The following is a 12,059-nucleotide window of genomic DNA, read 5'->3' as shown; positions in this document are numbered from 1 at the left end:
CTCGGCCAGGCCGCGCCGCAGCTCGTCGCGCGCGCCGGCCAGGCGCAGGCGCAGCACCACGGCCGCCGCGATCGCCGCCACCGCGACGATCGCGAACACGGCCGCCAGAACTTCTGCTTGCATCATCAAGACCCCGTCACGCCCGATCGATTGCCCGGTCCGCGTCGCGCACCGGCGCTTCGCCGCCCTCGACCACGATGCCGACGCTGTCGACCGCGAAGCGGTCCGGCAGGCTGACGATGGTCTGGAAACGGCGATAGGCGGCGCCCTGGCGATCGTCGGTGAAGCGCAGCGCGATGCTGCCGCCGGCGCGCACCACGAAGCTGCGCACCGCGTCCATGCCCACGCCGCGGCCCGACACGTCGGTGACGGTGCTGGCGGTCGAGAAGCCGGGGCGGAAGATCAGCGCGGCCACCGCCTCGTCGTTGCCGGCCACGGCCGGATCGTCGAGCCAGCCGCGCTCGGCGGCGATGCTGCGGATGCGCTCCAGCGCCAGGCCGCGGCCGTCGTCGCTGACGGTGATCTGCAGCATGCCGGCGTCGACGCCGACCTCGATGTCGATGGTGCCCGCCTCGGCCTTGCCGATCTCGCGACGCGCCTCGACCGGCTCGATGCCGTGGTCCAGCGCATTGCGCAGCAGGTGCATGAAGACGTCCTTCAACACGCCCGCCGCCTCGCTGCGCACGCGGTAGCCGTTGTCGTCGATGCGCACCAGCGGTTCGGCGCGGCCCAGGTCGCGCGCCAGCGCAGGCAGCGAATCGGTCACGCCGGCGATCATCTCGCCCAGCGTCTCGGTGCCCAGCAGGCGCAGCGTGTCGCGTACCGAATCGCGCATGCTCAGCCAATCGTGCGGATCCGAAGGATCGGCCGCCTCGAGCAGGCGCAGGCTCTCGTGGATGCGGCGGCGCTCCACCACCAGGTAGCGATCCGGCTCGACCGCGGCGCCCGGGCCGCGGCGGCCGAGGCTCACGCTGTTGATAGTCGCGTAGTGGTCGAGCGCCTCGCGCACGCGCGCCAGGTCGGTCATCAGTTCGTGCTGGTCCCAGGCGCGCGCGGCCTCGGCGCTGCGCAGCTCGTCATAGACCTGCTCGGCCTCGTGCACGATGTTGGTCAGGTGCTGCAGGCTGTAGGTCCGCGCATTGCCCTTGATGGTGTGCATGTTGCGGAACAGCTCGGCCAGCGCGGAGCTGTCGGCGCGCTCGTGCTGGCGGATGATGCGCTCGTTCTCGTGCAGGAAGCCGGTGGCGCTCTCGACGAAATCGTGGAACTTGTCCTGGCTGACCGCCAGGATCTCGCCGATCATCTCCAGGCGGCGGCGCTGCTCGTTGGCCTGCGCCGACAGCGCGCGCAGCTCGGTGACGTCGCGCACGCAGAGCATCAGGCGCACGATGGTGCCGGTCTCGTCGGTGATCGCCGACCAGGACAGGTCCAGGCGCTTCTCGCTGCCGTTCGGCATGCGCTTGCCGATCTCGTTGACCAGCAGGTGCTGGTTGAACTCGAAGTTGATGCCGTCCTCGCCGAGGCAGGAGTCGATCGCCGCGTCGATCTGCGCGCGGCCGTCCGAGCCGATGTCGGAATCGGCGAACACCAGCTCCATCACCGGGCGGCCGGCGATATCGCCGGTCTCGAAGATACGCTCGAGGAAGGCCGAGTACTCGCGATGCACGGTGCCGCCGGGCACGATGGTCAGGATGCCCTGCTGCATGTTCTGCAGCATCGCCTGGATGTCGGCGGTGCGCTGCTTGAGCTGGGCGGCGTTGCGCTGGATCGTCTCGATCATGCCGTTGAAGGCGACGATCGAGCGGCCAATCTCGTCCATCCGGCCCACCGGCACGCGGCGCGTGAAGTCCTGGCTCGCGGCGATCTCGCTCATCATCTCCTGCATGCGGCCGAGCGGGCGCACGATCTGGCGATAGAGCATCAGGCCGACGGCGATCAGCACGATGATCACCACCCCGGCCACCGCCGAGATGGTCATGGTGGTGGTGGCGAGCATGCCGTTGAGCGTCGAGATCGCCTCGTCCTTCTGGCGGTTCTTCTCGATGCGCAGCGTCTCGATGATGCCCTCCAGCTCGTCGCGATACTGGGCGACGTTGGCGAACAGGTTGGCCTGGGCCAGCTCGGCCTTGCCGTCGGCCTTCATCTTGGCGGTGTCATGGATCGCGTCGAAGTAATTCTTGAGGCTCTCGCGGGCCTGGTCGACCAGCCCGGCCTGGGCGTGGCTGGCCGCCGAGCGGCCCTGCGCGTCGAGCGCGGTGTTCAGCGACGCTTCCTTCGCGTCGAGTTCGGCGCGCGCCTGCGAGGCCATGGCGGCGTCGGGCGCGTAGATGAGCGTCATCGTCGCGATCTGGACGTCCTTGACGTCGGCGACGAGATCAGAAGATGCGAGCGCGCTGGGCACCACGCCCTGCGTCACCTGACGAACGCTCGCCGCGCTGCGTTGCGCCTGATAAACGGCGTAGCCGCCGATCGCCGCCAGCGCGACGAACATCAGCGCGACAAGCAACGTAATGCGATGTCGGATGGTCATGTGAATCCCCGTAGCAGCCATGTGTTTTGTGTCGGCCCGCCCGTCCGTTCGAACTATCGGACGAATCGGCGGGCGGGCGCATTATGGCGACCGCGATATGACCGAACGATGACCCTCCGAAATTCGGTATCGAAATGGACAATTTCCACGTGATATCCCGGAGGAAGCCTAAAGATCGTCGAAACGATGCCGTTAACTCCCGGCCGGATCGCGTTTTCGGGCTGCTCTCCGGGATCGTCCGCAGCCTGCTCGGGCCCAGCTCCCGTGGGTCCATTTCTCCTCTCGTTTCCCCCTTCCTCTCCCCCGTTCGCCCGCGCTTCCCGCCTCGGTTTTTCGTGTCGGCCGTCCCGTCCTCGCCCTGAACCCCGAAAATTTCACGATACGGAACGTTGCCGCGTGTCGTAAAAAATCGTGGTGCGGGGCACAAATCGGCGTTTTCGCAATGCCGCACAGCGTTGCGCATCGCGAAATATATTTTTCAAGTCATTGTTTTTATTGGTTTATTTTTGTTTGGAACGAGGCCTCTACGGGCTCGATCCGGATTCGGCGCACACGTAGACTGGTTTCCATGGATCGACGGTTTCGCAGGCAGGCAGACAGCGCCACCCACGATGACCGTCACACACCGGATTCTTTTTGACTAGCAGGCGGAGGATGAAATGAAAGGATTTCGCTACGGATCGGACCAGGGATCGTTCTATATCCTGCCGGGCAACGACGGCTGGGAAGCCACTTTCGGCAACGACTCGCTCGGTGAATTCCAGAGCCCCGAGCACGCGGTCGACTACCTGGCGCGCGGCGTGAACTGCCCGACGCTCGAGGAAGTCGATACGTCCACGCTCGATATCCCGGGCCAGCTCGACGACTGGGAAATCGTCCACGTGTAAACGGCAGCGGGAGGCGCGCGCATCGCTGCGCGGGCCTCCCGCTTCGCCCGGTCGACAGCCGGCATCCCGGCTATCGACACAAGCCGCGGCGCGCAAGGTGAACCCCACCTCGCGCGCCGTGTTTCGTCCGGCGCCGGTTATCGCAAAGGCACGCGATCGATCGGCGCCGGGCACTCGCCCGGCTTACTTGCCCAGTGCGTCGACCACGCCGTTGAGCGTCGCGCTCGGGCGCATCGCCTTGCTGGTCAGCTCGACGTTCGGGCGGTAGTAGCCGCCGATGTCGACCGGCTTGCCCTGCGCCGCGCCGAGTTCCTCGACGATGCGCGCCTCGTTCTCCGTCAGCGTCTTGGCGACGCCGGCGAATTGCGCGGCCAGTTCCGCGTCATCGGTCTGCGCGGCCAGCGCCTGGGCCCAGAACAGGCACAGGTAGAAGTGGCTGCCGCGGTTGTCGATGCCGCCCACCTTGCGTGCTGGGGAACGGTTCTCGTCGAGGAACTTGCCGGTGGCCTGGTCGAGCGTCTTGGCCAGCACCAGCGCCTTCGGGTTGTGGTACTGGTTGCCCAGGTGCTCCAGCGAGGCGGCCAGCGCGAGGAATTCGCCCAGCGAATCCCAGCGCAGGAAGCCTTCCTCGTTGAACTGCTGGACGTGCTTGGGCGCCGAGCCGCCCGCGCCCGTCTCGAACATGCCGCCACCGGCCATCAGCGGCACGATCGACAGCATCTTGGCGCTGGTGCCCAGCTCCATGATCGGGAACAGGTCGGTCAGGTAGTCGCGCAGCACGTTGCCGGTCACCGAGATGGTGTCCTTGCCGGCGCGGATGCGATCCAGCGAGAAACGGGTCGCCTCGACCGGCGGCAGCACGCGGATATCGAGACCGCTGGTGTCGTGATCCTTCAGGTACTGCTCGACCTTCTTGATGATCTGCGCGTCGTGGGCGCGGTTCGCGTCGAGCCAGAACACGGCCGGCGTGTTCGAGGCGCGCGCGCGGTTCACGGCCAGCTTGACCCAGTCCTGCACCGGCGCGTCCTTGGTCTGGCACATGCGCCAGATGTCGCCCGTCTGCACCGTGTGCTCGAGCAGCACGTTGCCGGCTTCGTCGGTGACGCGCACCACGCCGTCGGCGGGGATCTGGAAGGTCTTGTCGTGCGAACCGTATTCCTCGGCCGCCTGCGCCATCAGGCCGACGTTGGGCACGCTGCCCATCGTCACCGGGTCGAACGCGCCGTGCTGCTTGCAGTCGTCGATCACGGCCTGGTACACGCCCGCGTAGCAGCGGTCCGGAATCACGGCCTTGGCGTCGTGCAGCTTGCCGTCGGCGCCCCACATGCCGCCCGAGTCGCGGATCATGGCGGGCATCGAGGCGTCGACGATCACGTCGCTCGGCACGTGCAGGTTGGTGATGCCCTTGTCCGAGTTGACCATCGCCAGGTGCGGGCGCTTCTCGTACTGGGCCTTGATGTCGGCTTCGATCGCCGCGCGCGTCTCGGCCGGCAGGTCCTTCAGGCGCGCGTAGAGATCGCCGATGCCGTTGTTCGGGTTGAAGCCGATCTTGGCGAGCGCGTCGGCGTGCTTGGCCAGCACGTCTTCATAGAACACCGAAACCACCTGGCCGAACAGGATCGGATCGGACACCTTCATCATGGTGGCCTTCAGGTGCACCGAGAACAGCACGTCCTTGGCCTTCGCGTCGGCGACCTGCGCTTCCAGGAAGCTGCGCAGCGCGGCGCGGCTCATCAGCGAGGCGTCGATGATCTCGCCGGCCTTCACGGCGGTCTTTTCCTTCAGCACCTTCTTGGTGCCGTCGGCCGTGGTCAGCTCGATCTTGACGTTGCCGGCCGTGCCGATCAGCGCCGACTTCTCGCTGCCGTAGAAATCGCCCTCGCTCATGCTCGAGACGTGCGACTTCGAATCGGCGGTCCAGGCGCCCATCTTGTGCGGGTGCTTGCGGGCGTAGCTCTTGACCGACAGCGGCGCGCGGCGGTCCGAGTTGCCCTCGCGCAGCACCGGGTTCACGGCGCTGCCCTTGATCTTGTCGTAGCGTGCCTTGACGTCCTTCTCGGCGTCGTTGCCCGCTTCGTCGGGGTAGTTCGGCAGCTTGTAGCCCTGCGCCTGCAGCTCGGCGATGGCGGCCTTGAGCTGGGGCACCGAGGCGCTGATGTTCGGCAGCTTGATGATGTTCGCTTCCGGGCGCAGCGTGAGCTGGCCGAGTTCGGCCAGGTCGTCGCTGATCTTCTGCTCGGGCGTCAGCGCCTCGGGGAAGGCGGCGATGATGCGGCCGGCCAGCGAGATGTCACGCGTTTCGACGTCGACGCCCGACGAATGCGTGAAGGCCTTGACGATCGGCAGCAGCGAATAGGTCGCGAGTGCCGGAGCTTCGTCGGTGAGGGTGTAGATGATCTTGGACGTGGACATGTTTGATGCTTGGAACCGAGAAATTGACAGAAGATCGCTGACAGCGAACCAACCGGGCCGCGATCTAACCAACCGCGAATGCAGGGCCGACGAACCGCTTTCTTGCCCCGGCGACATCGGCCGCGCGCCGGGGTGGCCGGATCGCTCCGGCGATACCGCTGGGCTTGCTTACAGGTTTTCGATCAGCACGTTGCCGAAGCCCGAGCACGAAACCTGCGTCGCGCCCTCCATCAGCCGCGCGAAATCGTAGGTGACGCGCTTCTGCTGGATCGACTTTTCCATCGCGGCGATGATCAGGTCGGCCGCCTCGGTCCAGCCGAGGTGGCGCAGCATCATCTCGGCAGACAGGATTTCCGAGCCCGGGTTCACGTAATCCTTGCCCGCGTACTTCGGCGCCGTGCCGTGGGTGGCCTCGAACATCGCCACCGAATCCGACAGGTTGGCGCCCGGCGCGATGCCGATCCCGCCGACCTGCGCGGCCAGTGCATCGGAAATATAGTCGCCATTCAGGTTCAGCGTGGCGATCACGTCGTATTCGGCCGGGCGCAGCAGGATCTGCTGCAGGAAGGCGTCGGCGATCGAATCCTTGATGGTGATCTCGGCGCCCGTCCTGGGGTTCTTCACGCGCACCCAGGGGCCGCCGTCGATCAGCTCGCCGCCGAATTCCTTCAGGGCCAGGGCGTAACCGTAGTCGCGGAACGCGCCTTCGGTGTACTTCATGATGTTGCCCTTGTGCACCAGGGTGACCGACTTGCGGTCGTGGTCGATCGCGTACTGGATCGCCTTGCGCACCAGGCGCTCGGTGCCCTCGCGCGAGACCGGCTTGATGCCGAGCCCGGAGCTGTCGGGAAAGCGGATCTTGGCGCCCATCTCCTCGCGCAGGAAGCGGATCACCTTCTTGGCCTGCTCCGAATCGGCCGGCCATTCGATGCCGGCGTAGATGTCTTCCGAGTTCTCGCGGAAGATCACCATGTCGGTCTTCTCCGGGGCACGCACCGGCGAGGGCACGCCCTTGAAGTAGCGCACCGGGCGCAGGCAGACGTAGAGATCGAGTTCCTGGCGCAGCGTGACGTTCAGCGAACGGATGCCGCCGCCGACCGGCGTGGTGAGCGGGCCCTTGATCGAGACCAGGTAGTCGCGCACCACCTCGACCGTCTCCTCGGGCAGCCAGACGTCGGGACCATAGACGCGCGTGGCCTTCTCGCCCGCGTAGATCTCCATCCAGTGGATCTTGCGCTGGCCGCCGTAGGCCTTCTCCACCGCGGCGTTGACCACCTTCAGCATCACCGGCGTGACGTCGACGCCGCAGCCGTCGCCCTCGATGTAAGGGATGATCGGCTGATCCGACACGTTGAGCGTCAAATCCGGATTGACGGTGATCTTGTCACCCCCGTCCGGAACCACGATGTGCTGATACGGCATGGTCGACTCCAGTGAATGGCTGGGCTGATTGGAAAGCGTGTAGTTGCCTGGCTGATGCACAGAAAACCTTGGCCGCTATTCTAGCGCCCCGACCGGGCAAGGCGGCGCGAGCAACGCGCGCGGCTGCCGACGACCATCAAGTCTTATATAAGACAAAAGACTTGGCGTTCCGTATTATGCATTAAGATTCCGCCATTTGCCACACGACGCGGCCCGCCCCGCGCCCGCTCCCTCGATGCCCCTGATCGCCCTCAACAAGCCGTTCGGCACCATCTGCCAGTTCTCGGCGCACGAAACCCGCCCCTCGCTGGGCGACTGGGTGCGCACGCCCGGCGTCTATCCGGCCGGGCGGCTCGACGCCGACAGCGAAGGCCTGCTGCTGCTCACCGACGACGGCGCGCTGCAGGCGCGCATCGCCGAACCGCGTCACAAGCTGGTCAAGCGCTACTGGGCGCAGGTGGAAGGCGCGCCCGACGACGCCACGCTCAAGGCACTGGCGCGCGGCGTCGATCTCGGCGATTACGTGACGCGCCCCTGCCGCGCCGACTACGTCGAACCGCCCGGGACGCTGTGGCCGCGCAATCCGCCGGTGCGTTTTCGCGCCGCGATCCCCACCACCTGGATCGAGCTGTCGATCACCGAAGGCAAGAACCGCCAGGTGCGCCGCATGACGGCCGCGGTCGGCTACCCGACCTTGCGCCTGGTGCGCGTGGGCATCGGCGCGCTCGACCTGTTCGCGCTGGGCCTTGCACCGGGTGACACGCTCGCGCTGCCGCCGCGCGCGCCCTGGGACGGTTTTGCGCCCCACGCATGAAAGTTTCATGACGTGCGTCAACCGATCCTCTCGACCACCCGTTATCAGACGCAGATGCCGACCGAAGCTATCCGGCATTGGCGCCAAGCCGCGGTAAGCCTGGTCCTTCCAGACCGAAGCCGCCCGCAGCCGTGTCCGCAGCGCCAGGAAAAATTTCCTGTCGCGTCTGTCAACCGAAAGGTGGATGGCCTCGTTAGACGAATTGACTCCTATGCCGGGTCATTTGGTTAATTAACTAAAGCTGAGGAAACACAAGATGAACAAACTGATCGCCGCTCTGGTCGCTGGCCTGTTCGCAACGGCTGCATTCGCACAAGCTTCGGCTCCGGCCGCTGCTCCGGAAGCCGCTTCGGCACCGGCCAAGAAGGCAACGCACAAGAAGCACGCAACGAAGAAGCACGCTTCGAAGAAGAAGGCAGCTGCAAGCGACGCAGCAGCACCGGCAGCTGCTTCGAACTAAGTAAGCAGGCTGTAAACAGCATCGGGGCCGGCAACCCGGCTCCCGTGCCGTTGAAAGGCAGATCACCGCGAGGCGATCTGCCTTTTTGTTTTGGCCGCGAAGCTTTCAGCGGGCTTCGAGGCGCGCATCCCTGCTGCACCGGCGCGCGCGCATCGCGTACCATGCAGCCCTCGATTACCCGTTCAGGAGTTCCGTCGTGCGATTCTCCCCGCGCTCTTCGCTGTCCCGCCTCGTGCGCCTTGCCGTGGTTCCCGTCGCGCTCGCGTTCGCCGCCGGCGGCATCGCGCCCGCCCTCGCGCAATCGAACGGCATTCCGCCGGGCGCGAAGCAGCCGAGCGAGTTCCCGCGCGTGAAGCTGCGCGCCGGCATGTACGTGATCGACGCGGCCGTGGCCGCCAACGAGGCCGATCGCGAACAGGGGCTGATGTATCGCAGCCAGCTCGCGCCGAACGAGGGAATGCTGTTCGTCTTCAACGAGAACGCGGTCCATTGTTTCTGGATGAAGAACACGCTGATCCCGCTGTCGATCGCCTTCATCCGCGCCGACGGCACCGTCACCGACATCGACGAGATGCAGGCCGAGACCACCGACAACCATTGCCCGCGCAACAACGGCGTGTATGCGCTGGAAATGAGCAAGGGCTGGTTCACGGCCAAGGGCATCAAGCCGGGCATGAAGCTCGAGGGCCTGCCGCAGCCGCAACAGCAGTGAGCGCGGCGGGCGCGACGTTCTTGTAGCCCCTCGTCGTCCCTGTAGTCCTTGTATACAGCTGCAGTCTGCCGCCGCGATCGCGCGCGGCGGGTCTGAAATCTCGCGCGGCGCACGCGGGCCCGGGGCTCATGCCCGGGCCGAAACCTCGTCCGGCGCCGCCGCGTCCTCGCCGAATCCCTCCGAATTCCCCCTGAATTTCCCCCGGGCATCGCCCGCCGCGGCACGCCAGATGCGGCTTTCCGGCCATCTGCCTGCCTCGCCCGCCCGGTTTCGCGCCCCCGCTTGAATCCCGGCCCGCGATCCCCACCTGCAAAAGCCACGAGCACAGGCTATGCTTGAAATCTCGAAAAAGTAGTCCCGGACCGGTCAATCTCGGCCGATCCGTTAGTCCAGGAACCACCAGGAGGTTCACGTGCCCCGCAAAACCCCCATCGAGCGCTATCGGAATATCGGGATCAGCGCTCACATCGACGCCGGCAAGACCACGACGACCGAGCGCATCCTGTTCTACACCGGCGTGAGCCACAAGATCGGCGAAGTGCATGACGGTGCGGCCACGATGGACTGGATGGAGCAGGAGCAGGAGCGCGGCATCACGATCACGTCGGCCGCGACCACCGCGTTCTGGAAAGGCATGGCCGGCAACTATCCCGAGCACCGCATCAACATCATCGACACCCCCGGGCACGTCGACTTCACGATCGAGGTCGAGCGCTCGATGCGCGTGCTGGACGGCGCCTGCATGGTCTACGACTCGGTGGGCGGCGTGCAGCCGCAATCGGAAACCGTCTGGCGCCAGGCCAACAAGTACAAGGTGCCGCGCATCGCCTTCGTCAACAAGATGGACCGCGTCGGCGCGGATTTCTTCCGCGTGCAGAAGCAGATCGGCGATCGCCTGAAGGGCGTGGCGGTGCCGATCCAGATTCCGATCGGCGCCGAGGATCACTTCCAGGGCGTGGTCGACCTGGTCAAGATGAAGGCGATCCTGTGGGACGACGAGAGCCAGGGCGTGAAGTTCGAATACGGGGAAATTCCGGAAAACCTGCGCGAGCTGGCCCATGAATGGCGCGAGAAGATGGTCGAGGCGGCCGCCGAATCGAGCGAGGAACTGCTGGAGAAATACCTGACCGACCACGACTCGCTGACCGAGGACGAGATCAAGGCGGCGCTGCGCCAGCGCACCGTCGCCAACGAGATCGTGCCGATGCTCTGCGGCAGCGCCTTCAAGAACAAGGGCGTGCAGGCCATGCTCGACGCCGTGATCGACTACCTGCCCTCGCCGGTCGACGTGCCCGCCATCCTCGGCCATGACTATGCCGACCCGGAAAAGCCGGCGGAGCGCCATCCGAGCGACGACGAGCCGTTTTCGGCGCTGGCCTTCAAGATCATGACCGATCCCTTCGTCGGCCAGCTGATCTTCTTCCGCGTCTACTCGGGCGTGATCGAGTCGGGCGACACCCTGCTCAACGCCACCAAGGACAAGAAGGAGCGCCTGGGCCGGATCCTGCAGATGCACGCCAACGAGCGCAAGGAAATCAAGGAAGTGCGCGCGGGCGACATCGCCGCCGCGGTCGGCCTGAAGGACGCGACCACCGGCGACACGCTGTGCGCGGTGAACGCGCCGATCATCCTGGAGCGCATGGAATTCCCGGAGCCGGTGATCTCGCAGGCGGTGGAGCCGAAGACCAAGGCCGACCAGGAGAAGATGGGCCTGGCGCTGAACCGCCTGGCGCAGGAGGACCCGTCGTTCCGCGTGCAGACCGACGAGGAATCGGGCCAGACGATCATCTCCGGGATGGGCGAGCTGCACCTGGAAATCCTGGTGGACCGGATGCGCCGCGAGTTCGGCGTCGAGGCCACGGTCGGCAAGCCGCAGGTGGCCTATCGCGAGACGGTGCGCACCGAGGCGAAGGACGTCGAGGGCAAGTTCGTCAAGCAGTCGGGCGGCCGCGGCCAGTACGGGCATGCCGTGATCACGCTGGAGCCGAACCCGGGCAAGGGTTACGAGTTCCTCGACGAGATCAAGGGCGGGGTGATTCCGCGCGAGTACATCCCGGCCGTCGACAAGGGCATCACCGACACGCTGAAGGCCGGCGTGCTGGCGGGCTACCCGGTGGTCGACGTGAAGGTGCACCTGACCTTCGGCTCGTACCACGATGTCGACTCGAACGAAAACGCCTTCCGCATGGCCGGCTCGATGGCCTTCAAGGAAGCGATGCGCCGCGCCAAGCCGGTGCTGCTCGAGCCGATGATGGCGGTGGAGGTGGAGACGCCCGAGGACTTCATGGGCAACGTGATGGGCGACCTGTCGAGCCGTCGCGGCATCGTGCAGGGCATGGACGACATCGCCGGCGGCGGCGGCAAGATCGTGCGCGCCGAGGTGCCGCTCTCGGAGATGTTCGGCTACTCGACCTCGCTGCGCTCGGCCACCCAGGGCCGCGCCACCTACACGATGGAGTTCAAGCAATACGCGGAAACGCCGAACAACGTCTCGGAAGCCGTGATCAAGTCGAAGGCGGGTTGAGGTCGGCCCGCTGAGGTTGGCCCGCTGATCGACATGGGGCGCCGCTCACGGGCGGCGCCCCGAATTCCGAAGCCCGTCCCTGGTGGACGGGCTTTTTATTTCGCGCGCCGCGGCGGCAAGGCGGTCGATGCAGCAACCGGCTCGGGAAGCGGATGGCGGCGGGCTCGCCGGGGCGCGTCGCACTTCAGCATCGTGCTTCAGCGCCGCGCGGGCGGCTCGCGCGAAGCGGCCGCGGCCTGCCCGGCCGCCGGCTCCGAGGCGATCGCCTGCACCACGTCGAAGGCCTTGGCCGCCGCCG

Annotated in this window: 8 protein-coding genes; 5 read left to right on the top strand and 3 right to left on the bottom strand. The window is 66.2% G+C overall.

All coding sequences use genetic code 11. The features are described from left to right. Positions 1 to 136: 136 nt before the first annotated feature. Positions 137 to 2,530 (bottom strand): ATP-binding protein, encoded by a 2,394-nt coding sequence (locus tag F3J18_RS31915; protein ID WP_166916094.1) that lies wholly within the window; start codon positions 2,528 to 2,530, stop codon positions 137 to 139. A gap of 659 nt (positions 2,531 to 3,189) precedes the next feature. Here F3J18_RS31915 and F3J18_RS31910 point away from each other — a divergent pair. Further along, complete coding sequence (locus F3J18_RS31910; RefSeq protein WP_013699152.1) at positions 3,190 to 3,417, top strand: hypothetical protein; 228 nt, start codon at positions 3,190 to 3,192, stop codon at positions 3,415 to 3,417. Positions 3,418 to 3,600: 183 nt separating this feature from the next. On the opposite strand, the gene F3J18_RS31905 is transcribed toward F3J18_RS31910, so the two are convergent. Continuing rightward, positions 3,601 to 5,829, bottom strand: coding sequence for an NADP-dependent isocitrate dehydrogenase (locus F3J18_RS31905; RefSeq protein WP_025098182.1), 2,229 nt, complete (start codon positions 5,827 to 5,829; stop codon positions 3,601 to 3,603). Positions 5,830 to 5,997: 168 nt separating this feature from the next. Continuing rightward, the gene (icd, locus tag F3J18_RS31900; protein ID WP_025098183.1) at positions 5,998 to 7,251 is read right to left on the bottom strand and encodes an NADP-dependent isocitrate dehydrogenase; all 1,254 of its coding nucleotides are present in this window, start codon (positions 7,249 to 7,251) and stop codon (positions 5,998 to 6,000) included. Positions 7,252 to 7,486: 235 nt separating this feature from the next. Here icd and F3J18_RS31895 point away from each other — a divergent pair, with 235 nt between their 5' ends. From F3J18_RS31895 to fusA, 4 genes are all read left to right on the top strand, one after another. After that, on the top strand, positions 7,487 to 8,065 hold the full coding sequence (locus tag F3J18_RS31895; protein ID WP_166916092.1) for a pseudouridine synthase: 579 nt from the start codon (positions 7,487 to 7,489) through the stop codon (positions 8,063 to 8,065). A gap of 256 nt (positions 8,066 to 8,321) precedes the next feature. After that, a complete protein-coding gene (locus F3J18_RS31890; RefSeq protein ID WP_013699156.1) occupies positions 8,322 to 8,525 on the top strand; it encodes a hypothetical protein in 204 nt (67 codons plus the stop codon). A 196-nt stretch (positions 8,526 to 8,721) separates the two neighbouring features. Further along, positions 8,722 to 9,237, top strand: coding sequence for a DUF192 domain-containing protein (locus tag F3J18_RS31885; protein WP_025098185.1), 516 nt, complete (start codon positions 8,722 to 8,724; stop codon positions 9,235 to 9,237). Between the two features lie 412 nt (positions 9,238 to 9,649). Next, entirely contained in the window at positions 9,650 to 11,761 is a 2,112-nt protein-coding gene (gene fusA, locus F3J18_RS31880) for an elongation factor G (RefSeq protein WP_025098186.1), read from the top strand. Positions 11,762 to 12,059: the final 298 nt, after the last annotated feature.

Origin of the sequence: Burkholderia sp. Ax-1720, from assembly GCF_011753035.1 — a bacterium.
GTDB lineage: Bacteria > Pseudomonadota > Gammaproteobacteria > Burkholderiales > Burkholderiaceae > Burkholderia > Burkholderia gladioli.
This window is presented reverse-complemented; position numbering and strand designations above follow the sequence as displayed.

Coding starts and splice junctions, on each gene's coding strand:
- F3J18_RS31915 (WP_166916094.1), bottom strand. CDS start 2,530: ATGACCATCCGACATCGCATTACGTTGCTTGTCGCGCTGATGTTCGTC.
- F3J18_RS31910 (WP_013699152.1), top strand. CDS start 3,190: ATGAAAGGATTTCGCTACGGATCGGACCAGGGATCGTTCTATATCCTG.
- F3J18_RS31905 (WP_025098182.1), bottom strand. CDS start 5,829: ATGTCCACGTCCAAGATCATCTACACCCTCACCGACGAAGCTCCGGCA.
- icd (WP_025098183.1), bottom strand. CDS start 7,251: ATGCCGTATCAGCACATCGTGGTTCCGGACGGGGGTGACAAGATCACC.
- F3J18_RS31895 (WP_166916092.1), top strand. CDS start 7,487: ATGCCCCTGATCGCCCTCAACAAGCCGTTCGGCACCATCTGCCAGTTC.
- F3J18_RS31890 (WP_013699156.1), top strand. CDS start 8,322: ATGAACAAACTGATCGCCGCTCTGGTCGCTGGCCTGTTCGCAACGGCT.